General features: G+C 63.9%; 20 protein-coding genes and 3 pseudogenes. 10 read left to right on the top strand and 13 right to left on the bottom strand.

The features are described from left to right. Positions 1–190: zinc-ribbon domain-containing protein (locus tag LQ144_RS04245; protein ID WP_230117313.1), on the top strand; the 190-nt coding region annotated here is incomplete at its 5' end. 90 nt (positions 191–280) lie between these two features. Here LQ144_RS04245 and LQ144_RS04240 read toward each other — a convergent pair. Together LQ144_RS04240 and LQ144_RS04235 are read right to left on the bottom strand one after the other, a co-directional pair. Continuing rightward, positions 281–1,375 (bottom strand): SDR family oxidoreductase, encoded by a 1,095-nt coding sequence (locus LQ144_RS04240; protein ID WP_230117312.1) that lies wholly within the window; start codon positions 1,373–1,375, stop codon positions 281–283. Between the two features lie 706 nt (positions 1,376–2,081). Further along, positions 2,082–2,962, bottom strand: a pseudogene (locus LQ144_RS04235) (helix-turn-helix transcriptional regulator). A gap of 101 nt (positions 2,963–3,063) precedes the next feature. Between LQ144_RS04235 and LQ144_RS04230 the strand changes: the two are divergent. Beyond that, a complete protein-coding gene (locus LQ144_RS04230; RefSeq protein ID WP_230117311.1) occupies positions 3,064–3,900 on the top strand; it encodes a cation:proton antiporter in 837 nt (278 codons plus the stop codon). Between the two features lie 78 nt (positions 3,901–3,978). Next, positions 3,979–4,041: pseudogene (locus tag LQ144_RS04225) on the top strand (cupin domain-containing protein); the annotation flags it as partial. A gap of 89 nt (positions 4,042–4,130) precedes the next feature. Here LQ144_RS04225 and LQ144_RS04220 read toward each other — a convergent pair. The 3 genes from LQ144_RS04220 to LQ144_RS04210 form a co-directional block, all read right to left on the bottom strand. After that, on the bottom strand, positions 4,131–4,943 hold the full coding sequence (locus LQ144_RS04220; RefSeq protein ID WP_230117310.1) for an MBL fold metallo-hydrolase: 813 nt from the start codon (positions 4,941–4,943) through the stop codon (positions 4,131–4,133). A 126-nt stretch (positions 4,944–5,069) separates the two neighbouring features. After that, positions 5,070–6,518, bottom strand: coding sequence for an SLC13 family permease (locus LQ144_RS04215; RefSeq protein ID WP_230117309.1), 1,449 nt, complete (start codon positions 6,516–6,518; stop codon positions 5,070–5,072). 13 nt (positions 6,519–6,531) lie between these two features. Further along, positions 6,532–7,650 carry a PrpF domain-containing protein gene (locus LQ144_RS04210; protein WP_230117308.1) on the bottom strand — a complete coding sequence of 373 codons (1,119 nt, stop codon included), beginning with the start codon at positions 7,648–7,650 and terminating at the stop codon, positions 6,532–6,534. A gap of 239 nt (positions 7,651–7,889) precedes the next feature. On the opposite strand from LQ144_RS04210, the gene LQ144_RS04205 reads away from it, so the two are divergent. The 3 genes from LQ144_RS04205 (at position 7,890) to LQ144_RS04195 (ending at position 10,808) form a co-directional block, all read left to right on the top strand. Then, positions 7,890–8,828: a LysR family transcriptional regulator gene (locus tag LQ144_RS04205; protein ID WP_230117307.1), complete on the top strand. Its 939-nt coding sequence runs from the start codon at positions 7,890–7,892 to the stop codon at positions 8,826–8,828. 250 nt (positions 8,829–9,078) lie between these two features. Then, positions 9,079–9,729 (top strand): hypothetical protein, encoded by a 651-nt coding sequence (locus LQ144_RS04200; protein ID WP_230117306.1) that lies wholly within the window; start codon positions 9,079–9,081, stop codon positions 9,727–9,729. Then, positions 9,726–10,808: an LLM class flavin-dependent oxidoreductase gene (locus tag LQ144_RS04195; protein WP_230117305.1), complete on the top strand. Its 1,083-nt coding sequence runs from the start codon at positions 9,726–9,728 to the stop codon at positions 10,806–10,808. The genes LQ144_RS04200 and LQ144_RS04195 overlap by 4 nt, the downstream gene beginning before the upstream one ends. A gap of 23 nt (positions 10,809–10,831) precedes the next feature. Here the strand turns inward: LQ144_RS04195 and LQ144_RS04190 are convergent, their stop codons facing one another. Together LQ144_RS04190 and arfB are read right to left on the bottom strand one after the other, a co-directional pair. Then, positions 10,832–11,455: a hypothetical protein gene (locus LQ144_RS04190; protein WP_230117304.1), complete on the bottom strand. Its 624-nt coding sequence runs from the start codon at positions 11,453–11,455 to the stop codon at positions 10,832–10,834. A 236-nt stretch (positions 11,456–11,691) separates the two neighbouring features. After that, a pseudogene (gene arfB / locus LQ144_RS04185) lies at positions 11,692–12,111 on the bottom strand (alternative ribosome rescue aminoacyl-tRNA hydrolase ArfB); the annotation flags it as partial. Positions 12,112–12,623: 512 nt separating this feature from the next. On the opposite strand from arfB, the gene LQ144_RS04180 reads away from it, so the two are divergent. Continuing rightward, positions 12,624–13,259, top strand: a complete 636-nt coding sequence (locus LQ144_RS04180; RefSeq protein ID WP_230117303.1) for a dihydrofolate reductase family protein — start codon at positions 12,624–12,626, stop codon at positions 13,257–13,259. A 28-nt stretch (positions 13,260–13,287) separates the two neighbouring features. On the opposite strand, the gene LQ144_RS04175 is transcribed toward LQ144_RS04180, so the two are convergent. Continuing rightward, complete coding sequence (locus LQ144_RS04175; RefSeq protein WP_230117302.1) at positions 13,288–14,097, bottom strand: Lrp/AsnC family transcriptional regulator; 810 nt, start codon at positions 14,095–14,097, stop codon at positions 13,288–13,290. An 83-nt stretch (positions 14,098–14,180) separates the two neighbouring features. On the opposite strand from LQ144_RS04175, the gene LQ144_RS04170 reads away from it, so the two are divergent. Together LQ144_RS04170 and LQ144_RS04165 are read left to right on the top strand one after the other, a co-directional pair. Next, on the top strand, positions 14,181–15,599 hold the full coding sequence (locus LQ144_RS04170) for an MFS transporter (protein WP_230117301.1): 1,419 nt from the start codon (positions 14,181–14,183) through the stop codon (positions 15,597–15,599). Next, entirely contained in the window at positions 15,596–16,804 is a 1,209-nt protein-coding gene (locus LQ144_RS04165; protein WP_230117300.1) for a M20 family metallopeptidase, read from the top strand. The genes LQ144_RS04170 and LQ144_RS04165 overlap by 4 nt, the downstream gene beginning before the upstream one ends. A gap of 49 nt (positions 16,805–16,853) precedes the next feature. Here the strand turns inward: LQ144_RS04165 and LQ144_RS04160 are convergent, their stop codons facing one another. From LQ144_RS04160 to LQ144_RS04150, 3 genes are read right to left on the bottom strand one after another with little or no spacing between them, the layout of a single operon-like run. After that, positions 16,854–17,840, bottom strand: coding sequence for a ribokinase (locus tag LQ144_RS04160; protein ID WP_230117299.1), 987 nt, complete (start codon positions 17,838–17,840; stop codon positions 16,854–16,856). Then, positions 17,837–19,264, bottom strand: coding sequence for an MFS transporter (locus LQ144_RS04155; protein ID WP_230117298.1), 1,428 nt, complete (start codon positions 19,262–19,264; stop codon positions 17,837–17,839). The genes LQ144_RS04160 and LQ144_RS04155 overlap by 4 nt, the downstream gene beginning before the upstream one ends. Further along, positions 19,265–20,314, bottom strand: coding sequence for a nucleoside hydrolase (locus LQ144_RS04150; protein WP_230117297.1), 1,050 nt, complete (start codon positions 20,312–20,314; stop codon positions 19,265–19,267). Between the two features lie 236 nt (positions 20,315–20,550). Here LQ144_RS04150 and LQ144_RS04145 point away from each other — a divergent pair, with 236 nt between their 5' ends. Beyond that, the gene (locus tag LQ144_RS04145) at positions 20,551–21,579 is read left to right on the top strand and encodes a LacI family DNA-binding transcriptional regulator (RefSeq protein WP_230117296.1); all 1,029 of its coding nucleotides are present in this window, start codon (positions 20,551–20,553) and stop codon (positions 21,577–21,579) included. Positions 21,580–21,684: 105 nt separating this feature from the next. Here the strand turns inward: LQ144_RS04145 and LQ144_RS04140 are convergent, their stop codons facing one another. Both LQ144_RS04140 and LQ144_RS04135 read right to left on the bottom strand, forming a co-directional pair. Then, entirely contained in the window at positions 21,685–22,455 is a 771-nt protein-coding gene (locus LQ144_RS04140) for an MBL fold metallo-hydrolase (RefSeq protein WP_230117295.1), read from the bottom strand. Positions 22,456–22,458: 3 nt separating this feature from the next. Further along, the gene (locus tag LQ144_RS04135) at positions 22,459–23,244 is read right to left on the bottom strand and encodes a CHAD domain-containing protein (protein ID WP_230117322.1); all 786 of its coding nucleotides are present in this window, start codon (positions 23,242–23,244) and stop codon (positions 22,459–22,461) included. Positions 23,245–23,398: the final 154 nt, after the last annotated feature.

Genomic DNA, 23,398 nt, shown 5'->3' with positions numbered 1-23,398 from the left:
GCCTGGCCGGGTTGCCACCTGCCAGTCCTGCGGNCTCTCCGTCCACCACCACCTCGAAGAACGCGCCACCAAATTCACGCTGTTCTTCATACCCCTCTTCACCACGTCCAGGTCCTACCGCATCACCCGCTCGAACTGCGGACAGATGTCAACGATCAACTCCCGCCAGAAAAACGCGCTGACCCGCTGACAGCGGAAGCACCAGTCCGGAATTGCTGGCTATCGGTGGCCAACCACACGTGTGAGAAGGGTCAGCGACCCGGTGGTCTCATGGGGGCGGTCAGGGGATGATTTTTTCGCTGCGGTAGCGGTCAAACAGCTGGCGGAAGGAGTCATCCGTCCTCCGGTATCCGGTGAAACCAGCCACGCGGCTTTTGCCCATGTCCGCGAGCACCTCAAGGTGGCGTCCAAGATCGGCGTCCGTGTGCCACCACGATGCAATCTTTGATAAGTCTGCCTCCGCCAGGCCATGATTGGCGGCAATCTGGGACCACACGGATTCCATGCCTTGCATCTGTTCCTCCAGCGGACGCGGGGAGCCCTCAAAACCTTCTGCTTCGACGCCAAAATAGGCAGCTATTTGCGGCCACATCCAGCGCCATCGGAAGACGTCGCCGTTGACCACGTTGTAGGCCTGATTGTGTGCTTCATCGGTGGTGGCTGCCCATATCATGTGCTCGGCAAGGAGGTCAGCGTCGGTCATGTCCGTGAGGCTGTTCCATTGAGTCTCGGAGCCTGGAAACACGAAGGGGCGGCCCAGCTCTTTGCAGATGGAAGCTTGTGCCGCCAAAGTCAGTCCCATATTCATTGCGTTGCCGACGGCGTGGCCGATTACGGTGTGTGATCGGTGCACGGACCAACGGAATCCCTGCCTTTCTGCTGCCGCCCACAGCTCGTCTTCTTGCGCGTAGTAGAAGTTCGGGGCCGGGAGCCGTGGTGCTTCTTCACGAAAGGGGGTCTCCGGAATCGGGCCCGCTCCGTAGGTCTCAAACGGGCCCAGGTAGTGCTTCAGACCAGTCATCAGAGCCACGTGTTCGACCGGGGCGTGCTCCAGGGCAGCGAGAAGGTCTCGGAGCATGGCCGCATTGACGCGGATATTCTCTTGCTCGGTACTCTGCCTGGACCAGGCGGTGAAGAAGATGTGCGTTGGTTTCTCATCGCTGAGTGCCTGGGCGAGGCTGTCTGTGGATAGGAGATCGGCGGATACGTGTCTAGGCTGCCCACCGGAAACGGGGTTCCGGGACAACGTAAGGACGGTCCAGCCATCGTTTTCACCCAGTTTTTCGACGATTGCTGAACCGGCGATGCCGCTTGCACCTACAACCAGCGCTGTCTTGTTGTGGTTTTTGTCGGCGTTGAGGGCCACGGACGTCACTGTGCCTGACTTTCTTGGTGAGGGCCTCGTACCGGAATGGCCGGGGGCTCACCGGTTCGGCGGGTTTTATTGCCATCCTGCAGCCTATGGCGCCGGACGGGAACGCGCCGGGGAGGCCCCATGGTACTAGTGGGCTTCCTTCCGGAAAATAACGCTGCCTATGAAAGACTACGCCGCCTTAATTCCGGCGATGTGTGACTCTACGACAATAATCACGGTCCAGCTTTACGTAAGTTCAGGGCCAGCCGCCGGAAACCGCCGAGCAGCCGTGCGGACGCAGTCCGTCCGAGGCTTTCCTGCTGAGGGAACTCGATTCGGAGGAGACCACTGCACACCTGCGTTGGACACTTACAGCCTTGACCAGGGAGGAGGCGCTGGCTCCTTGACCTCTCGGCGGATTCTGCGGAACACCGGCCTTCACCTGTTGTGCAAGGCCGGTGCCGTGGCTCCTAGTACTTGCATGCTTGTGAACAGGCATCCGTCGGCAGCCCGGACCCGTCGAAGCTGTCGGGCGCTCAAGTGTTCACGCTCGCGGACGGGTCAGGTCGCCGATCACCAAGTCCACCCCTTCGGGAAGAATGCGGACTGCGGCCTGGTCACCTACGAGTGCCGGACCGCCTATCCCTGCTACCGTGCTTCGGCCACAGCGTAGCGGCCGATGCTGCCGGTGGCTCCGACGACCAGGACAGCGGAGGCACGGTCTCGTCTATTTCTTGTCCATGACTGCGGCCTCTGCGGTGTTCCGCTGGGTAACGGCCCAACTGGCGAGGACTTTCAACGCGTCCTCGGATGGTGTCCCGGGATCTGCTGTGTAGACGTTGATGCGCAGTCCCGGGTCTGCGGGCAGTTCAAGCGCTTCGAAGCTCAAGTCCAAGTCGCCAACAATCGGGTGGTGGAGCCGTTTGCGGCCAGCTCGGTGGTACTTCACGTCGTGACGGGCCTACCGGGTGCGGAACTCCTCGCTGCGGGTTGAGACTTCACCGATCAGGTCCGTGAGGTCCTTGTCGTACGGGTTTTTCCCGGCCGTGGAGCGCAGGACTCCGACGACGTCGTCCGCTGCGCGTTCCCAATCGGCGAAGAACTCCCGCGCTTTCGGATTCAGGAAGGTGAAGCGAGCGCTGTTCGGCGGAGTGGGCCCCTCTGCCATCATGTCCAGATAAAGGGCACGGCCCAGTTCGTTGGCGGCGAGTACATCCCCGCGGTCGTTGCGGACCCAGGCCGGCGCCGTCGTGATCGCATCGATGACGCGTTGCACGCTCGGCCGTACCGTCTGCGGGCTGCGCTTGCGCCGCACCCGGGGGGAGGCGGTGGCGGCGCGGGCAAGGTCAAAAGGTGGGCCGTTTCGGCGTCGTCGAGCTTCAGGGCACGCCCGAGTGCTTCAAGGACGCTGTCCGAGGCGCCGGAGAGGTTTCCCCGCTCAAGGCGTATGTAGTAATCGATGCTCATCCCGGCGAGCATGGCGACTTCCTCGCGGCGCAGCCCGGTAACGCGCCGGTTGCCGCCATAGACCGGCAGGCCGGCCTCCTCGGGCGTGATCCTTGCACGCCGGGAGGTCAGGAATTTCCGCACGTCGTCGCTGTGTGTCATGGCGTCCACGCTACGCGCGGTCGGCGGGACGAGGGAGGCGCTGGCGTTACCCGAAAGGCCGTGACTCCCGGCCCGTAAGGAATCACGGTTGCATTGAAAGCATGAAACCTGAACGCGCAACCGCTCCTCACCCGGCAGCGATCCTGGCGATCATCCTCGTCAGCTACTTCATGATCCTGCTGGACAACTCGGTCATCTTGCAGGCTGCCGTGCACGAAATCAACCCCCAGGACGTGGGACGGCTCCTGCTAACCGCGGTTGCCGTTTGGCTGGTTCTCATCATCATCCGGTTCGTGTTCCAGACCGTGAGCGTCGCCGTCATCCGAATTCTGGACAGGCGCCCCTCCCAACGCCAGCGCCGGACGACCTACCGGGCCCGGGTCGTGAGCTCCATTGCTGGCTTCCGCGGGGCGGTTTCCCTCGCTATCGCGCTGTCCGTGCCATCGGCACTTAATGACGGCACCCCGCTCTCTGGACGCGAGGACATCATCTTCATCAGCGCCGGCGTCATAGTGCTGACCATGCTCGTCCAAGGCCCTCTGCTGCCCGCCGTAGTCCGCTGGGCCAAGCTTCCCGATGAACCTGAAGAGGAGGAACTCCGCCTGGCCGAACTGGCCATTGCTGCCGCCGCCGTCCCCGCCGTTGACGAAGTCGCCCACGAACTCAGGACCAGCGCAGAAGTCCACGGCCGCGTCGCGGACGAATATCGATCCCATCTGTCGGTCATACAGGCTCTGAAAGGTGGTTCCGTTCCCGAGACCACGATGCAATCACATCAGGAAGAAATCACGCTCCGCCGAGCCCTACTCGACAGGAAACGCGAAGCACTTCTGGGGCTCCGCCTCGCTGGCACGGTCGATGACAGCGTCGCCCGGCGACTTCAGACCAGGCTTGATGTCGAAGAACAACGCCTGACCGGCGTCGAAACATACGACTGACAGTCCTCGGAACTGATCGCAGCCTCATCACGGTAGCCGTGCTCACCGCTGGCGGAAACACCAGCAAGTAAGGAAATCATGAACATCGAACCCAATGCGCCGACAACCAAAAACCCGCCGGCCCAATTCGCTGGCGATGTGTGACGGGATCCAATCGCTGTGCCGCACGAGAGATTTGAGTCCTCCGCCGCCTTCGATCCCAAACTAACGCTCAAGGGGAAATGGACGGTTCAGGTCAAATGGTCGAAGTCTCCTCGCGCCCACGCAGCGTGCCGTTGGGCGGAATCGTGCAGAACGGCCTTGGCTACCGACGCGATTACATTGTTGAAGTTGCCGTAGATCCGGTCGAAGTTGAGCTCTTCCAGCTGCGCGGCGATTCGCAACGCCACTGCGCCGGAAAGCGGCAAGCGATTCGGGTAGCTGCGCATGAATGCGATGGAGCGACGGTCTGGGTTCGGAAACACGCTGTCACCGGTCAGCAGAACTCCTCTGCCGCCCGCTCCTGCAGCCCAGTGCACCACCGCGCTGCCCGGGAAGTGCCCTCCGGTTTGGTGCAGTGTCAACCCTTCGGCGATGGTTTGACTGCCGGACCAGTATTCGATGACCGGATCGTAGCGCCCCAGCCATCGCCGGTCTGCGTCCGCCACAAGTACAGGGACGCCACCGAGCCGATGCGACCATTCGACCTGCACACCGAACATGTGCGGATGGCTAGCGGCGATCGCCAGAACCGGGCCGCGCTCGAGCGCTGCCTGCACAGCGTTGTCATCGACATATCCGACCGGATCCCACAGCAGCGAACCCTCCTGTGTCACCACAAGCTGAGCGGTCTGGCCGATCCCAACTTTTGGCTCCGTCTCGATCCCGACAAGTCCCGGCTCATTCTGCTTCAACAATGTCTGCTGGCCCTCCTGCGCCAGCCCGTCCAGCGTGAGCCACTTTTGTCCGTCCTTGGGCACATACTGCCGCTCATCGCTGCAGATCGGGCAGACCCCGGGGGCAGGTTCGTCGCGTTCGACACCGCAGGTTGCGCAGATCAGCATGGTCGATCCCTTCTAAGCGTCGTGTGCTTCCCGCCTTCGGCCGCAGGCTGGCGTGCCCAGACTATGGCACGCGAAAGTGTCCTAGGAAGAGAGGTCGTTGCGGTATCAATTGAGTTGGTGCACGGGTCACATGATTCCAGTCGGAACCAACAGGGCCCATGCCAGCGCGGGGGCAACCAGGACCACTCCACCCGCGTACATCATCAGCTGCTTGTAGACGCGTTGGCGGTCGTTCTCCCGGGCGTTGGCGACAACGAGGGCACCGTCGGTGGAGAAGGGAGAGACATCCACCACTGTCGCGGCGATTGCGAGCGCGGCGACGGTTCCCGAAGCGCTCAGCGAACTGGACGCCAAGAGGGGACCGGCCAGGGGGATGAATGCGGTCAGCAATGCCGTGGAGGAGGCGAAGGCTGAGCCGACGCCAATCACGTAGCAAAGGACCAGAGCGATCAGCAGGGGCGCACCCAGGGCGAGGGCTTGTTGGGCGAGGGTGTCGATGACGCCGACGTGCTGGAGCAGTGAGACGTAGGTGATCATGCCGGCCACCAGCAGGACGGTAGACCAGGAGATGCCGCTGATGAAGGTCCGGTGTTCTTTGATGTTGATCAGTGCCAGGAGGAGGCCGGCGGAGAGGGCGACAAAGCCGATCGGCATGTGGAAGCCCAGGGTGCAGACGAGCATCGCAGCGATCAGCACCAGCGTGAGGATTTGCTGGCCGTGCGGACGCGTGGTGCGGGGCGCGTCAGCGTCGACATGCTGGGTGCCTTCACCGTCGCGCAGTTTGCCCAGGAGGGCAAACAGTACGACCGTCAGGGCCGAAAGGATGAGATTGAGGGCGAAGCTGGCGGCAAAGAGTCCGCCCTGGGAGATGGGGAAGCCGTTTTTCAGCGCGATGTCGTGTACCAGCACGCCGGCAACGGACAGTGGGGAGAACCCGCCCGCGTGGGCTCCGTTGATAATGAACGCGCCCATGAGTACGGGGTGGATGCGCGATTCGTAGGCGAAGCCGATGGCTGCAGGTGCGAGAAGTGCGACGGCGGCGGGGGAGAAGGTGCCTAAAGAGGTCAGCGCAGCAGCCATAAGAAAGAACACCCATGGGAGCAGCAGTGTCTTGCCCCTGACGAGGCGCACACAGGTCTGCACGATGATGTCGATGGTCCCGTTCCGCTGGGCCATGCTGAAGAAGTAGGTGACGCCGATGATCGTCAGAACGATGCTGGCCGGGAATTCCTGAAGGATCTCCTTGTCGCTCATTCCGAGCATGAAGTAGCCGACGCCGAACGACGCCACCAGCCCCATCACCCCGATGTTCAGTGGCCATTTCGTGGCGACGACGAACATCACGACAAGTATGACGAGCGGGATGATCTGGGTAGCGGTCATGGGCGACTCCGATTCCGGGGTGGCCGCGGGGTTGAAAATGGCTCCCCCGAACACGAGGGCAACCAGACCGAGGATCGCGATCGCGGCTACCGATATCAGCAGGATACGGCGGCGACGGTTGGGGCGCTTGGGACGGTCTTCCCGGATTCTGCTCTCTGCCTCGGGAGCAGGCTGGTAAATAGTCTTAGTCATGATCGGTGGCTCCTCATTGAGTGGCTGATGCTAGTGAGGCTTCGGCAGCGCTGCCGAGAGCCTCCGGGAGGTGGATGATGGTGGTGGCAATGGTGCGGGCCGTTCGGTCGACGCCGACCAGCAGGGTCCCGTCGCGCTCCTCGCTCCAGGTCTCGATCACCCCTGCAGGAGTGCGTAGTCTCAGCGTGGGCCGCGGAGTGTCGCCCGTGATGCTGTTTAGTACGGTGCCCGGGGTGCCGGCGGCGAGGGTCAAGGCGATGCTGCCGGTGATGGCCAGCGCCGGGTGGGGCTTGCCCATCGAGAGCATCATGACGTTGACGTCGCTGTCCGCGTCCGGCTGGGTAGGGGAGGCGACAATCGCGAGCTTGGGGATGGCTCGGGCAGCTTCTGCCGTTGTTTGTACCAGCCCCATCCGGACGGCGGCCTGTCGACGGATATGCTCCAAAGTTTCCAGCTGCAATTCCACCCCGGCGACCCAGCTGTCGTACCGGGCGGGGTCCAGGCCGAGCTCTTCAGCACGGACCATCACAACCGGCGCTCCGGCGTCGACCATTGAAACAGTCCAGCGTGTTCCACCAGCGGTTATCGTGTCTGTCACTGCACCGGTGGGCAGCAATTCTCCTGTGGTCTTGCCCGCTGGATCCTGGAAGCCGAGACCGACCCGGTAGCCGGGAAACGCAACCCCGGGCATCTGAGCTTCCGGAACGATGGGCAGGGCCCCTGCGGGAGTGGCGACCCGCTGGACGATGATCTGGCCGGTGTTGGTGTTGCGGGTGACGATCCGGGTGACGTCTCCGTGGGGAATCACCCATCCCTTTTCGATCGCGTAAAGGCCGACAACCGCGGAGCAGTTCCCGCAGTTGCTCCCCCAGTCCACTGCCGCCTCTTCGATGCCGACCTGAGCGAAGGTGAACTCGACGTCAACATCCTTGTCGGACGGTCGACGAAGGATCATCGCTTTGCTGGTTGTCGAAGTTGCTCCGCCGACACCGTCAATCTGTCTGGGGTCGGGACTTCCGAACAGCCGGGGAAGCAGATCGTCCAAGCTGGTGCGGGTTTCGTCCAGGTGCTCCGTTTCGAAGACCCAGCACTTGCTGGTGCCTCCGCGCATCCATTCAGCTTCTATCTTCATCGTGTTTCCTACATCTCTCCGTGCCGCGCTTTGGTCAGGGGCCTGATAAAAGAATGAGCCGGATCACAAATGAAGACAATGTTCAATTTTTTAGGGGGGATGTAGAGATACTTAACTCATTGGCATTCAACGCCCAAAGTTCCATTTTCCGGCCCTTCTTGGACGAGATGTGTCCCCGCTGTCACGCAGATTTCCTCGTGATTGCATAGAATGAACTAAACGAACAGAAGGGTGAACCATTGCTTAACGATGAAGGACACAATTTGTTCGACATCCGTCGTTTGGCCCTGCTGGTGGAGGTCGTCGAGCAGGGATCGATTACTGCTGCGGCTGAGTTGATGATGTACACCCCGTCGGCAGTTTCCCAGCAGCTGCGGAAACTCGAACAGGAGGTGGGGCAGCCGCTGCTCAACCGCCGCTCCCGTGGGGTTGTGCCTACCGAGGCTGGCCAGGTGCTGGCTGGGCACGCCCGCAAGATCGTTGGGCAGATGCGGGCGGCACAGTCCGACCTGGACCAGATCGCCGGTCTCAGACGCGGCTCTTTGACCGTCGGTACGTTTCCGACGTTGGCAGGGTCTTTCCTGCCCGTTGTTATCCGCGCCTTTAAGAAGAGATACCCGGCAATCGGACTCTCGGTGCGCAGCGCGCGCTTTGACGAACTTGTGTCGGACCTCGAGGCAGGAGTCACCGGACTGTGCCTGCTCTGGGACTATTCCTGGAATCGGTTCCAAGACGATTCCATCCGGGTAACAGAAGTCTTCCAGGAAAGCACTGTAATCCTGGTATCCCGCGGGCACCCACTCGCCGACCGGGATGAGGTGAAGATGGAGGACCTGCGAAAGGAGTCGTGGATAGTTCGCGCGGAGGCCCACCCGGTGGTGGAGGTCCTTCAACGTTCCGCCCACGATGCCGGGTTCGAGCCGACCATTGGCTTCCTGGCCAACGATTACCAAGAGGCACAGGCCATGGTCAGCGTTGGAATGGGCGTGGCCATGGTGCCCAAAACTGCCGTGGCCCTCCAGCACCCTGACGTCAAGGTGCTCAGTCTCGGTCCTGCCGCCCCCCTGCGACGGGTATTGCTGGCCCAACGCCAAGACAAGGTCTACGCCCCGTCAGAGGTCGCATTCCACACCACGCTCCTGGAAATTGCCCGCGAGCGAGCCAGCGATTATCTCTAATCGCATGGCATGGGGCTCAATGCCGGCAGACTGCTTACCCCGTGGTTGCGGACAACCTGGACAGCCGTCCGATCCGATTCATTTAGTTGAAGCTGCAAGTAATCGGGTGTATCGTTGAAGGCGGTCAACTGCCCGGTACCGTGCCTGTGGCCGGTGATGGCCGTTCGTTCCATACCTCCCGCGGATCCGGGCGGCGCCCGAGCCGCACGCCGATTCCGGATCCCCTTAGCCCCAGGAGCTGATCCTCAGAATGAACACCACACTGCGCGACGTGCGCTCGCACGGCTGGACCACCAATCCGGTTCCCGAAGCGGTCGCACTCTTTCTGCATGGATTCGGCTCCAACGAGCACGATTTGGGCTCGCTGGCGCCGGTGCTTGGGCTGAACCTGCCCTGGGCATCCCTGCGGGCACCGATTGAGCTCGGCAACGGCGGGGCGGCATGGTTCTCGATCACCACGCCCGGAAACCCCGAGTCCGGGCCGGTGGAGAAAGCAACAGACGCCATCTGGGCCTGGGTCGAGACAAACGTGGACCCCGGCACCCGCCTCGTGCCCATCGGGTTCTCGCAGGGAGGGCTCATGGCAAGCCAGCTGCTGCGCGCGCGGCCCGAACGGGTGGTGGCCCCCGTCGTGCTGGGCGGATTCGTGCTGGGCGCACCACAGCCGGGCGACGAGACGCTGCGCGGCATTCGCCCGAGCCTGTTCTGGGGCCGAGGCTCCGAAGACAGGGTCATCGCCCCCGTGGCGATCACGCGCAGCAGCGAGTACCTTCCACAGCACACCTCGCTGATCGAGCGGGTCTATCCGGGACTGGCTCATGGCATCAACGCAACCGAGCTTGACGACGTGCGTGACTTCCTCGCCGCCGAGGTCGGTCCCCAGGCGGTGGCCCGAGCATGAGCGCCGCCACCCCGTTCGAGATCGGCATCTTCACCTTCGGCGAGCTCACCCGCAACGCCGAGGGAAAGCCGATGGATGCCGGTGCGCGCACCCGCGACATCCTTGAATGGGCGCGGGTCGCCGACGAGGCCGGGCTGGATGTCTTCGGCGTCGGCGAGCACCACCGGGAGGATTTCGCGGTGTCCTCGCCCCCGGTCCTGCTGGCCGCAGCGGCCGCGCAGACCACGCGAATCCGCCTGACCAGCACAGTCACCGTACTCTCAAGCGCCGATCCCGTCCGCGTCTTCGAAGACTTCGCGACGCTCGATCTCATCAGCGCCGGACGCGCCGAAATCACCGCCGGACGCGGCGCCTATCTGGAATCCTTCCCGCTCTTCGGCCAGCCGCTGGAGCGCTACGACGAGTACTTCGAGGACCGGCTCGAGCTGCTGCTGCGGATCCGCGACGAAAACCCCGTCACCTGGAACGGAACCACCCGTCCGCCGCTGAAAGATGCAGGAATCTGGCCGCGACCGGCCCAGGCAGCTCTGCCGATCTGGGCTGCGGTCGGCGGGACGCCTGCCTCGGCGGTGCGTGCCGGAAAGCTGGGGCTGCCGTTGTACCTGGCGATCCTCGGCGGACCGGAGCGGTTCGCACCCCTGGCCGAACTGTATCGGCGCTCCGCCGCAGAGGCAGGCCAGATGCCTGGTCAGATCGGAGTGACCTCGCACTTCTACGTCGAGGAGACCTCGCAGGGAGCGAAGGACACGTTCTTCCCGCACTATTCGTCATACATCGGCCAGAACATGCCGCGCAGGGGGCGGCTCGATCGTGCAGGCTTCGAGGCCTGGGCGGGCCCGCGCGGCGCGCTATTCGCTGGCAGCCCGGCCGAAATCATCGACAAGATCCTTTGGGAGCACGAGATTCTGGGCCATACTCGCTTCCTCGCGCAGGTCGGTCTGGGCGGCTTGTCGCAGGCGGCGACCCTGCGCTCCATCGGGCTGCTGGCGACCGAGGTGCTGCCCGCTGTCCGGGCGGCGCTGAAGCCCAAACCGTTAAGCAACGTTAAGCAGGGAATCCAGCCCTGTCCCCAGACATAGACCAGGCTGGCCAGTCACGGCGCTCAATTTACCAATTGGAGCTTCGATGTGAGATGTTCTTCTGCCTCCGGCGATAGGTCGGTGCTAACAATCACGTATAGGGCACGCGCCTTGTTCTCCGGTGAGATAAAAGCCATCACCTTAATGACGTCCGAGTCCAAAGTCGGAGGCCAGGTGATGACGAGCTTCCCGTTCTCGAAATCCAGCTTGCCCGATACAGCCCACGCGTCATTCCGTTGGAGCGAGACTGGCCCAGGGTTGTCCCAGTGGAAAACTCCGAAATGCTTGTCGCCCCCGACTTCAGTTGTGTAGTGGAGCTTTCCCTTTGTGCCAGTCAGTAGGCCGGAATCCTTTGTCAAACATCCGGCCAGCTGCCACGCGTCAATCTGGGCAGGGGGTAGGACATTGTGCCCGAGACCTGGGTCGTCCGCCCATTTGCCTTGCTTGTGCGCTTCTTTCGTCAGTAGGAACGAGTAGTTCGTCAAGTTCGCCATGCGTATCGCGACCGTGTCATCGGTGTCGACCGCCTCGTAGACCGCCTTCAATGTCTTTTCAACCTCTTGCGCGGCCGAAGCAACCTTCTTTGCGGTTTCATCGACGGCAGCAGCGATGTCTCCGACGTACTCAATTGCCTGAACGATTGCCATTGGGGATTCCTATCGAAGAGCTCAGGGGAGAGCTTGGCCAACAAGCAGGTGTGTGCGTATTGGCGGTCCGCATATCACCTCCGCGGGCCCGCCGGCTCGGCTCCTCAGGTGCGGTGACTCAATATTGGACTCAGGCCGGTGGCCGGTCAAGGTGCTTGCGGTCCCGTAAGGCTTAGGGCTCCTGGTAACACGCTCCCGCTGCCCCCGTGGCCGAAATTGTGAACTGGACGGTGCGATTCGGCGGACGGCCGCTGTCGTTGCCGTTTCGTCGCCGCACGCTGTTCCTTTGCAGCGAGGCGCCGACGGTTCGAGCCCCGGGTGGGTTTTGTTGCCCGGCGGATGGCCGCTCCTGGAGCAAGACCCTCTGCCACGAGGTCTGAGAGCTTGGCCAGGGCGATCTCGCGATTGCGCAGCTGAGAGCGCTGCTCGGATGCGGTCACGGTGATCACGCCGGCGATGAGTCGTCGCCCGAGACGTGTGACCAGCAGCTGCCGTTTGTCGTCAGACAGCGCCACAGAGTTGCCGACGTCCCACGAGAGCTCGACGCGGCTGTCCGAGGTGTTGACATGTTGACCGCCTGGCCCGGACGAACGCGAGAACCGCCAGCGCAGTTCCGACGCGGGAATCATAAGCGCGGGCGACACTTCCAGATCCATGCAACCAGCGTTGCACAACTTGGGCGAATACACCGCCGTAGGGGTGTCCGTTGCGACGGCAAACCGGGGGAGCGGCACCCGCGATTTGGAAACTAAGCCTGCTGACGATAATTTGGTTGCAGTGTCTCCGCGTTCCCCCATTCGCAGAGGCATTGACCTAGAAGGACCCCGCATCGCTGACTCGTGCTGCGGGGTCCTTCGCCGTCCGGGCCCGGTTCCTGCGGAAGCCGCAGTCCTGACTCGTCAGTTCCGCCCGAGGATGGTGCTCTTGGGCGGGGATCGCGTGGGCAGCCTGTCCGTGGCGCTCCACGGACCTTCCCTGGGTCAACGCGGTCTCTTGAACGTCTGATCGCTGCAGGGATAGCATTACCGGCACGGGCGCGTCGAGGACGCACCTGGACAGCGTGGTGTCCGTGAGGGACTCGGCCTGGCTTGGTTAGACCCGGACGGGAACCGGCCGTCCTGGCCGGGGCCCAGCGGACATTGACGTCGATCAGATCGAGGAGCCGGCCATGGGCGAGACAACTGCGGAGGCGCCATCAGCGGAACTGATGGTCGACCTGATCATTTCCCTGGATGGGTATGCCTCGGCCGAGGGGTGGCCCGGCTGGTGGGGCCTGGAGGGGCCGGAATACCTGGCTTGGCTCGAGCAGGAGGGGGAGAAGGACTACACCTTCCTTCTCGGGGCGAACACATATCGGCTGATGTCCGGCATGTCACAGGAGGCGGCGGCCGGGGGCTCCGGGTTCTCCAAGGATGAGGGCACCGCCTTGACTGGCCTTGCCGCCGTGCCGAAGGTCGTCTTCTCTTCCACCTTGCAGGGTCCCCTGACGTGGCCGAACTCGAAGCTGGTCACCGGTGACGCGGTGGAGGCCGTGACGGAGATGAAACGGGCCGGTGCCGGGCCCTTGAGCACCCTCGGCAGCCTCAGCCTCTCCCGGTCGATGCTGGCCGCTGGCCTCGTGGACAGGTTCCGGGTGGTCGTCTTCCCGGTGATCACGGGGCGCACCGGGCGGGAGCGGATCTACGACGGCTATCCGGACATTTCGCTCGAGATGGTGGACAGCCGGACCTTCGACGGCCGGCTCCAGCTGCTCGAGTACGTCCCCACCGTGCTCAGCGGTCCGCCGGGCGGCGGCAGCAAGTGACGGGGGAATCAACTCGAGTTGGTCCGCCTTAAAGACCTTCCGTCCGCAGCGGCAGCGGCACCACGCTGCGGCTGCAGCCTGATTCATCCAGGACGTGGCCCATGCGCTTGAATGTCCGCACGACGGCCTGTCGGGAGATGACTGCACTTCCTGGAGCCCGATCGGCCAGTTCGCGCTCGTAGGCCTGGACCTCCAGGTAGTCACGGACCCACAGGGTAACCAGCAGATTCTGCGCGCCGAGAACTTGAGCGCTGAGGCGGCAGTTGCTGAGTGCCGCGAAGTAGCGGCCGACGTCGTCAACGTGGTGCGCGGGGACGTTCAGAACCAAGGTGACTTCCCGCAGTCCCTGTTGGGCCGCCGTCGACGTATCGCAGCGCAGCGCTATGTAACCTGTGGCCAGGAACCGTTCCACGCGTCGTCGTGCAGTTTGGGGCGAGACGCCGCATGCGGCACCCAGCTCCGCCCAACTGGCCCGCCCGTCATTGGCGAGCTCTTCCAACGGTGCCGCATCCAGCCGGTCCGGAGAGTACGCGGGCTGCTCAGGCAGTGGTTCCGCCGACACGAGCCGGGCGCGTGCAGGTTCCAGCGTCCCGCTGCGCCATTCTGATGCTTGCCGGTACAGCTTTGTGACGAAAACAACCTTGCGATGCGTGACGCCAGGCAACCCCGGAAACGAACCGGTGACTATGTCCATCAGTTCGTCGTGGCTGGACGCAAAGCAGTCCACAAAGAGGTCGTGCGAGGCAGTGACCAGCGAGACAGTGCCGAACGCCGGCTGGGCGCACAGGCGCTCGATGAGCGCCTCACCCTCGCTGGGCCTCAAGTGGGTTTCGAACAATCTCAAAGTCAGTGTAAACGGGAGGCATCGCGTTGTGACTCGCATCACCACTGGCGAATACGCCCTGGACCACAAGGAATCATATGGCAAGCAAGACAGCACCTCCTGCGGTGGCAGTCACAACGCGCAGGACCATTGCGGGAGTGATCCTGGCAATGGCACTCATTGAGTCGCTCAGCGGGGTCACACAGGGATACCTGAATCCCATCCTGCCCGCGCTGGGACCCGTCTTCGAAATTGACGACCCCACCATCAACGGCATCTTCCTCATCTCCAATGTCAGCTTTGCCGTCCTCACGCCGATCATTTCAAGGCTCGGCGACAGCTACGGATACCGGCTGGTGCTGCGCTGGTCCACCGGTGTTGTGACGGTCGGCGTGCTTCAAATGGCGCTCTGGCCGTCGCTGTGGACTGTGACGGCGGGCGTGGTCATGCTCACCTGTGTGGTGGGCTTCATTCCACTCATGATGGGAATCCTGCGGGTCAGCGCCCCGGCCCACACGCGTACCGGCGTGAGCGTCATGATCGGCATGCTGATGATCATGGTGGGAGCCGGCGGGCTGTTCGGCGGCATCATCGGTGTCACCGACCCGACGCTCGGCTTCTGGGTGGCGGTACCGTTCGCCGTGGTCGCCTTCGCGTGCTCGTTCGTACTGCCCGACGCCGGGATCCCGACGCGTGAGGGCATCGCCCTGGCGCCGCTCGCGGCTTGCTCGCTCGGGCTGATTGGTTTTGTCGTTGCGCTCTCGATGGCGCCTGAATGGGGTTGGCTCGACGCCAGGACTCTGGCGGCCGGCGTGGCAGGGATTGCCCTGCTGGCGTACTGGGCCAAGCGGGACTTCAGCGCCACCGAGGGCCGCAGGTTTATGGACCTGCGGATGCTGGTGAATCCGCGGATCCGCACCGTCTCGCTCGCCACATTTTTCTTCGGCTTCGCGTCCATCAGCTACTTCGGTACCAACGGCATTTTCCTGCATTCCAACCCGGACAAGACCGGTTACGGATTCGGCCTGAGCCCGCTGATGATAGCGATTGTCCTTGCATTGGCCTCGGTTCTTTCCCTGGCTTCCTCACTGCTGACGGCCAAGGCGCACAGGAAGTTCGGCGAACGCGCCACCCTCGTCTTCGCCGGTGTCCTGCTGGCCGGCGGCTTCCTGGTGATGGTGGTGGCCCACGGATCGCTCCCGGGCTACTGCGTCGGCTTCGCCATGTTCAACCTGAGCCTGGGGATGTACCAGGCGGGAACCCGTGCGCTGTCCGTCGAAGGCGTCCCTGTGGGGGAGACCTCGACGGCGGCCGGGCTCAATGAGTTGGCATTGTCCGTCGGCATCGCGGTGGGGGCTGCGGTGGTCAAGCTGATCTCCTCAGCCTCGGCCGAGTCCGGGCACATCACAGAAACCGGACTATTGTCCATCTGGGGTGCCCTGGCAGCGGCGGCTTTGATCGCCGCCGCCGCGAGTGCACGCTACCCCAAGCGCCAGCCTGCCGGGGTGGCGTCATGACCACTGGACTTAACAGCGACTGGCGAGGGGCCGCCGTCGTTCCCGTATCCCGGGGCGACATCGAAACCGCCCTCGAGGCCGCCGTGAAGCGCCGGAAGCCGGAGATCCTGGATCTGAGCCACGCCATCCATGCGGATCCGGAGCTTGGTGCCCACGAATTCCGTGCTGCCAAGCGCGTGAGGCGTGTACTGCGGATGGCCGGGTTCAGCTTCGATGCCCCGCAGCCTGCGCAGCCCACGGCATTCAGCGCGCGTTTCGGATCCGGCGAGCTTGTGGTGGCACTCTGCGTTGAGTACGACGCGTTGCCCGCCATCGGTCATGCCTGCGGGCACAACGTGAACGCGGCCAGCGCGGTGGGGGCAGCGCTGGCGCTGGCGGCCGTGGCCGACGAACTGGGCCTCACCGTCAAAGTGCTCGGAACGCCCGCGGAAGAGACCACCGGCGGCAAAGTGGACTTGATAGACGAGGGCTTCTATGGCGACGTATCGCTGGCCATGATGGCGCACGCTGCGGCAACGGACGTGGTGGGTGGTTCGTCCTTGGCCATGTGCATGTGGGACGTGCTTTTCGAGGGTCGTCCCGCCCATGCCGCCGCGGCTCCTTCGGAAGGTGTCAATGCCCTCGATGCGCTCGTAGTCGCGCAGACCGCCATTGCCCTGGCCCGGCAGCAACTCCCTTATGGTTCGATCGTTTCGCTGATCGTGACGGAAGGCGGGAGCGCCGTCAATGTCATCCCAGAGCGGGCCCGGGCCAACATTGAAATGCGGGCCGCCAGCATCGACAACCTGCGGCTGATCCAGGACAAGGTGAGGCGCTGCCTTGAAGCCGGTGCCCATGCGAGCGGCAGCACCCTTCAGGTCACACCCACGGGCAACGACTACGCAGAACTCCGTCAGGACGCGTTCCTGTCAGAGGCCTACCGGGCGGCTATGACGGTCAAGGGCAGGGAAGTTGCATTCAACGCCCAGCCAGTGGCCTCCACGGACATGGGAAACGTGTCGCAGCTCGTGCCGAGCATTCACCCCATGATCCGCTACGACGTGCGGGGCGCCGCACACCACACCGCAGAGTTCGCCGCCTTCGGCGCTTCGGCGGGTGCGGATAAGGCTGTCATTGACGGCGCGTTCGGCCTGGCCGCTGCTGCGTGTGCTGCGGCCCTGGACCCGGAGCAGAGGGAGCGGCTGCTCCGACGAACGGAGGTGTAGGGATCTCTGGTCCAGTCACGGCCCAGGCCATTTGTACAGAGGCGGAGCATCAGCTCCTGCGGGCGTGGCTGCCGCGCCGGAGCTCTACCTCAGCGGTGTCCGGATAGGCGGCCTGGGTGCCCTTCTTGGTGGCGGCCAAGGCCGCAGCAACGGAGGCAAACGCGGCCGCCTCGGCCAATGATTCCCCGCCTGCCAGCCGCGCTGCTACTGCGCCCGTGAAAGCGTCGCCGGCTCCGGTGGTGTCAACGGCTACGACCTTGGTAGGCGGGATGAGCGTGATTTGTTGTGTGCAGGCGGCTAGGGAATCCAGCACGACGGAACCGTGGGCACCCAGCGTCACCAGTACCCGCTGCAAGCCACGGTCAGCAAACTGCTTGCGAACCGGCTCCCATTCAGCCGCGTCCAGGTTGGAACCGGGCATAGCCTCCTTCCCCAGGAACAAGGAAGCCTCATGCGCATTCACCAGCAACACATCGGTCAACCCGACAAGGGCTCCCGGTACCTCGGCATAGGGAGAGAGGTTCAGCAGAACCGTTGCGCCGGCGTCGTGACCTGCCTGGGCGGCGGCCGCAACAGTGTCGAGGCCGACCTCCAGGCAGAGGCAGACCACTGCGGCGTCGTTGAAAACGTCCGCGGCGCCCTGGACGTCTGCCGAGGTCAGGGTGCCGTTGGCGCCGGCCGAGATGATGATGCTGTTCTCGCCGACGGCATCGACCGAGATGACGGCGACGCCGGTGGCGGCATCGGCCGCGCGGCGGACGCGCGAGACGTCCACCCCGGCTCGTGCCGTCGACTCAAGGAGCATGGCGCCGTTCGGGTCGTCGCCAATGGCGCCCACCAGGCTGACCTGGCCGCCCAGTTTGCTGGCAGCCACCGCCTGGTTGGCGCTTTTGCCGCCCGGATTGACGGCGAAGCTGTTCCCGTGGACCGTCTCGCCCGGCTGGGGGAGACGGTCGCAGTAGATGGTGAGGTCGGCGTTGAGGGAACCAACGACGACGATCCTGGACGCCGCGCGCCCGCTGGCTTGTGTGCTCATTCGGTGACCTCGGCGTCGGCGGGCTTGGGGATCAGAAGGGACGCGGAGAAGGCTGCCGTGGTGATGGCAAGGCCCACGACCACAACGGTCAGGTATGACGCCCTCGCGTCCCCCACGGACGATGTCGCGACCAGGACTGCCGGGAGGACCAGGAAGCTCAGCCCCGCGCCGAGGTTGAAGGCGCCGGCGTTCATGCCAGGCAGGAAGCCGGGATTGCCGTGCGGCGAGAGAACCACGCCAAGCCCGTTCAGCATGATGTTGGCCGTACCGGCGTACATGATCCCCAGCAAAGCCGTGCCCAGCATCATCATCGGCAGGTTGTTCAGGCCGAGGAACGCGATGATCGCCAGGGCAGCGAGGCTGCCCAGCAGCCCGATGCGCAGGACCTTCGTGTAGCCCAGGACGGGAGCCAGACGGCCGCTGATCGGACCGAAGATCCAGCCCAGGAGGGCGTACGGCGTGAGGATGAGCAGGGCCATTTCGGTGGGGCCGACGCCGAAGCCCGGGTCGGCTGCCTGAACGTATGCCGGGACGATGCCGTTGATGACGGCGAAAATTCCGGTCATGGTGAGCGTGGTGGTGAGCAGCGGTGCCCAGGTTGAGCGCTGGCGAAGGTGCGCAGTTTCCACCATGGGCGACTTGGCACGTTTCTCCACCATCCAGAACGCGAAGAACGCGACGGCGGCCACCACGACCAGGCCGATGGCGAGTATCAAGGTACCCGCAGAGAAGGCCGCAGCGAGCCTGGAGCCTTCGTTCAGTGCAGTCAGGAGTGCTCCCACCGCGATCACGATGAAGAATACGCCCAGCCAGTCCATGGTGGTGCCTGCAGCCGGCTTGCTCTCGCCGGCCAGGACGGCAATCAGAACCGTCGCGGCAACAGCCAGGACAACCATGAGCCAGAAAATGCTGCGGAAACCGAAGTGCTCGGCAAAGTAGCCGCCAACAAACGAGTCAACGCCGGCCACGCCGCCGTTGACCGCAGTGATGAGGCCCATGAGGGCACCGTATTTACGCGGGTTGCTGACCGCAGAGCGGAGCATGATGAGGCAAAGGGGGACGGTCGGGCCACTGACGCCCTGGATGATGCGGCCCACGAAGAGCCACGTGACGTCGGGAGCGAGGGCGGCGATGACCGAGCCCGCGGCCATCAGCAGCATCATGCCCAGAAGGATCTTCTTTCGCCCCACGATGTCACTGAGGCGCGGCAGGAAGAGCGAGAACAAGGCCGCGGCCGTGAAGAACCAGGTTTGGGACAGCCCGATGACGGCCTGATCCGTGTGAAGCTCGTTGCCCATCGTGACCAGTGCCGGGCTGAGCATGGAGGCGTTGAGCTGGAAGGCCACGCAGGCGGCCAGCAATGCGACCACGAGCGCGGTGACGTTGCCGCGGGTGGACTTGGTGTCGGAGATGAGGGTGGTCATTTACTTGGCCCCTCCTGCAATGACACCTGCGGTAACGGCACCTGAAGCGGTGACGTCGCCTGCCAGGGTGGCCGGAGCGCCGCCGTCGGGCTCTCCGATCCGGACGATCGCGTCTGTGACGAGATCCCAGAACTTCTTATGGTCAAGGTCCACGGCAACGGACGTGTGGCAGTCGTCCGGGGCCGGCACGCGGAAGTCGGCGACGGTCATGCCGAGCGTCAGCTTGCCCTGCAACTCAATGTCCACCGGGACCTTGCGGGTGGACATCACGGTGGGGTCAATGACGTAGGCCACTGCGCACGGATCGTGGACGGGCGGGTAGTCGAAGCCCTGCGCGTCCTTGTAGGCCTTGGTGAAGAACTCCATCAGTTCCATGACGAACCTGGCCGGCTTGGTGCCGATGGCTGCGATCCGGTCGACAATCTCCGGGGTGGCCAACGCCTGGTGCGTGAGGTCGAGGCCAACCATCACCACCGGCCACTTTTCGTTGAACACGATGTGTGCGGCTTCGGGGTCGATGATGATGTTGAATTCAGCCACGGCACTCCAATTGCCCACGTGGTAACCGCCGCCCATGAGGACAACTTCCTTGACGCGCTCCACGATGCGCGGTTCCTTCCGGACCGCCATGGCGATGTTGGTCAGTCCGGCGGTGGGGACTAGGGTGACCGTGCCCGGCTCATGCGCCATCACGGTTTCGATGATCAGGTCGACGGCGTGGCGCGGGTCCAGGTCGATGGTGGACTGGGGCTGGTCGGGGCCGTCCATGCCGGTCTCGCCGTGGATGCTGGGGGCGGTTTCGATGGTGCGGACCAAGGGGCGGTCGCAGCCTGCGGCGAACGGAACGCCGGTGATGCCCGCAATCGTGCCTATCGAGAGTGCGTTGCGGGTGACCTTTTCCAGGGTCTGATTGCCCACCACGGTGGTGACGGCGAGCAGTTCGATATCCGGGTTGCCGTGAGCCAGCAGCAATGCCACGGCGTCGTCATGTCCAGGGTCGCAGTCAAGAATGATCTTCTTGCGCGCCGGTGTTATGGGCTGGGTTTCCATTGTTGTCTCCACGTCATTGGGGCCTGCCGGTGCCGGGCAACCGAGTCCGACGGCGGGCTGAACCTTCTTGGTGCTTTGCCGCGTGGGGATTGGGTGCCTCGCCCAAGCAGGGCGCTAAGCATTCACAGGAATTCTGACATCGTTCACTGCCATACGTCAAGCGCTTAACGTGAATTTCGTCAAGCGCTTGATGCCAAGTGATGCCTGAACCGTGAAACCTTGGCTACGATCGATACATGGACACCATCGACCGGCCCAGCGGCAGGGCACCCCGCGTCACGGCGGCGATGGTGGCCCAGCGCGCCGGCGTTTCCACCGCCACGGTGTCCCTGGTGGCCAACGGGAAAACCCGGGGGCGCGTGTCCGAGGACAACATTTCGCGCGTGCGGGAGGCCATCTCCGAGCTGGGCTATGTGGTGGACGGCATTGGGAGCTCGCTGGCCAAAGGCGTGAGTTCGATCGTCATCCTGGTGGCGCCGGACATCTCCAACCCCTTTTTCGCCAAGGTGATCGCCGGGGTCCGGGAGACCCTTGGCGCCGACTACCAGCTGCTGCTGTCCGTCACCGACGCCGGCGAGTTTCCCCATGCCGAGGACGTCCGGAAGCTCATGGCGCTCCGGCCCGCCGGCCTCCTGGTGGATGCCCCCAACGCCGGCTTCCTCGAAGAACTGTCTGCAGCCGGGCCCCTGGTGCTGCTTGATGCACCCGGACTGGAGGCCTACGCCGCCTCCGTAAACCTGGACGTCGCGCACGGCGCACGTGAGCTGGCGGCGCACCTGGCCGATTCAGGGCACACGCGTGCGGCATACGTCGACAGCGTGACAGGCACGGCCACCTTCGATGTGCGGCGCAACGCATTCCTCGAGGAGGCCAAGGCGCGCGGAATATCGGTGCCGCCCGACTGCATCATCAGCACCACGATCGATGTCGGCGCGGCCGCCGAGGCGTTCGCCCTGGCCTGGCCGCAGTGGCAGCGTTCCGGAGTCACCGCCGTCGTGTGCGGTACCGACACGCACGCCTACGGTGTTCTGCAGGAAGCGCGTGTGGCCGGAGTCCTCATTCCGCAGGAACTGGCCGTGGCAGGCTTCGACGACCTGCCTTATTCGGCAACCAGCAACCCCGGCCTGACCAGTGTGCATCTGCCGGCCATGCCGCTTGGGCGCAAAGCGGGCCAGCAGCTCCGCGGGCTCATGGCAGGACTGGAGCTCGAGGAACCGCATGTGACGCTTGACAGCTCGTTGGTGGTCCGGGGTTCGACCGGCTGACCGGCTTGCCCCTTCTGGACGCCTTCCACGCGTTCGCTTGACCAGCCTCTCGCGAAGGGTGCCGGGACCGGTTTTTTGCCCTGTCCCTGAGCCGGGAGTGGGAGCTCAGCTTCGGCTTCGCAACGCCGCCAAGGCCTCAGCCAAGGGCATGCGCAATGCGGGGCCATGGCCGGGAAGTATCACTGCGGCGTTAATCCCGTCCAGGCGGTGCGTTGCCGCCAGCGCCGCAGCGGGGTCGGTGTGATACATCCGGTGGAGCATCTGCGGCCCCGTCTTCCGGCTTAGCGGATGGCCACTGACAAACGAGTCCCCGACGGCGATTGCGCCGGCTTGGGGAAGAAGGATCGAGACGCTGCCTGGCGTGTGGCCCGGAATCAGGATGGCTTCCGGATGGCCGGGAAGTCCCAAGAGTTTCTCGGTGCTCCATGCTTGAGCTTGCGTCGCGGGCTTCGCCGTAAGGGACCCTGCCTTGATCACGTGAATCATCCAGCGGAGGACGCGGGGGCGCCATGCCCGGACGATGACCTGTCCGAAGGTGACTTGGTGCTTTTCTTTGCCCTGGACGTGGGCCAGCTCTTCCGGGGCGCACAGGACCGGCGTTCCGAAGGTGCTGGAGAAGTAGGCGGCGGAGCCGGTGTGATCGACATGGCCGTGCGTGATGAGCAGGGCCCGTGCGTCGGCTGGACGCAAGCACAAATGGCGGATGGACTCGAGGACAAGGGCACGGTCAGAGGGATAACCGCTGTCAATGAGCATGTAACCAGACTCGTCGCGGACCACGATCCAGTTGGAGGCCGGTCCTTGGACGAAAAAGACGCCCGGCGCCTGCTCTGATACAGCGGACCAGGGATGCCATTCATTGGATCGGGGGTGCACCCGCTACATAGTAGCCCTCGGCCCAGCGTCCACTCCCCACGTCGGGACGACACCGGGTCGTCCGTTGCTGCCGGGGCTCCTACGCCGTGCCTTTCTCACCGGCGGAGCGGAACAAAACAGTTGGAGATCGGCGATCAACCGGTAGTACCGGTCGGATTCGAGGGCAATAAGTGCCGTGTTGTACGCCGCAACGTAGGCGGTTTCCGGTGCGGTGCCCCGGCGTCCGTAGGCCTGGGCGGTTTCATTGGGCCACGGCTCTTGGACGTTCGGCCGGGCCTGTTCCTGCGCAGGCGTGGAGTGGCTGAGTGGGGTCATGGCCTCGGTGAGCCATGCTAGCTCTGCACGGAGCTCCTTCACGGCGGTCTTGTTGAACAGACGGCGGTGATTGCCGAGGGCTGAGTCGACCCGATGCGCTGCGGTTGTCATGGCGCGTGAGGCATCCTGTGCACCGGATCGGACGGCGGGGTCGTAACGGAGTAGCGCCGCCACCTGATCGAAAAGGAAGGATGACGGTATCGGCTCGAATTGGTGCTGCTGCAGCTTCCAGCTGCTGGACCGGTATCCCGGCAGTTGAGGGCTTCCGTGCTGAGCGTAGGGCCCAGGTTCCCGCCCTGAGCGGCCGGCGCCGTCGAAAATGTGGTGAGTTTTCTCTAGGGTTTTCAAGGTTACATCTCCCGCTGATGGACTGCAGGGTCGAGGGTGCTTGAAGCGCCGGTAGGGGCGGGAGTCATCAGCATCTCCTCTTCCGCTTGTCCTGATGCCGGGGTCCCTAAGAAGGGCCCGGATCATTTCGTCGTCTCGGACACCTTCCATGCTGGACTGCGGACCTGAGGCAGCCATGAGAAGCCTGTGAGGGTCTTCTCATGCGCGCTTTCGCTCCGGTTGAAGCTCAATTGAGGTTCAGGCGGATGAAGCATGACCACCATCGTGGCACGTCCACGGA

Origin of the sequence: Arthrobacter sp. Bi83 (genome assembly GCF_918698095.1) — a bacterium.
Lineage (GTDB): Bacteria > Actinomycetota > Actinomycetes > Actinomycetales > Micrococcaceae > Arthrobacter.
The sequence above is the reverse complement of the archived record's forward strand: the minus strand, read 5'-3'. Positions and strand labels throughout refer to the sequence as shown.

Coding starts and splice junctions, on each gene's coding strand:
- LQ144_RS04230 (WP_230117311.1), top strand. CDS start 3,064: ATGAAACCTGAACGCGCAACCGCTCCTCACCCGGCAGCGATCCTGGCG.
- LQ144_RS04220 (WP_230117310.1), bottom strand. CDS start 4,943: ATGCTGATCTGCGCAACCTGCGGTGTCGAACGCGACGAACCTGCCCCC.
- LQ144_RS04215 (WP_230117309.1), bottom strand. CDS start 6,518: ATGACTAAGACTATTTACCAGCCTGCTCCCGAGGCAGAGAGCAGAATC.
- LQ144_RS04210 (WP_230117308.1), bottom strand. CDS start 7,650: ATGAAGATAGAAGCTGAATGGATGCGCGGAGGCACCAGCAAGTGCTGG.
- LQ144_RS04200 (WP_230117306.1), top strand. CDS start 9,079: ATGAACACCACACTGCGCGACGTGCGCTCGCACGGCTGGACCACCAAT.
- LQ144_RS04195 (WP_230117305.1), top strand. CDS start 9,726: ATGAGCGCCGCCACCCCGTTCGAGATCGGCATCTTCACCTTCGGCGAG.
- LQ144_RS04190 (WP_230117304.1), bottom strand. CDS start 11,455: ATGGCAATCGTTCAGGCAATTGAGTACGTCGGAGACATCGCTGCTGCC.
- LQ144_RS04180 (WP_230117303.1), top strand. CDS start 12,624: ATGGGCGAGACAACTGCGGAGGCGCCATCAGCGGAACTGATGGTCGAC.
- LQ144_RS04170 (WP_230117301.1), top strand. CDS start 14,181: ATGGCAAGCAAGACAGCACCTCCTGCGGTGGCAGTCACAACGCGCAGG.
- LQ144_RS04165 (WP_230117300.1), top strand. CDS start 15,596: ATGACCACTGGACTTAACAGCGACTGGCGAGGGGCCGCCGTCGTTCCC.
- LQ144_RS04160 (WP_230117299.1), bottom strand. CDS start 17,840: ATGAGCACACAAGCCAGCGGGCGCGCGGCGTCCAGGATCGTCGTCGTT.
- LQ144_RS04155 (WP_230117298.1), bottom strand. CDS start 19,264: ATGACCACCCTCATCTCCGACACCAAGTCCACCCGCGGCAACGTCACC.
- LQ144_RS04150 (WP_230117297.1), bottom strand. CDS start 20,314: ATGGAAACCCAGCCCATAACACCGGCGCGCAAGAAGATCATTCTTGAC.
- LQ144_RS04145 (WP_230117296.1), top strand. CDS start 20,551: ATGGACACCATCGACCGGCCCAGCGGCAGGGCACCCCGCGTCACGGCG.
- LQ144_RS04135 (WP_230117322.1), bottom strand. CDS start 23,244: ATGATCCGGGCCCTTCTTAGGGACCCCGGCATCAGGACAAGCGGAAGA.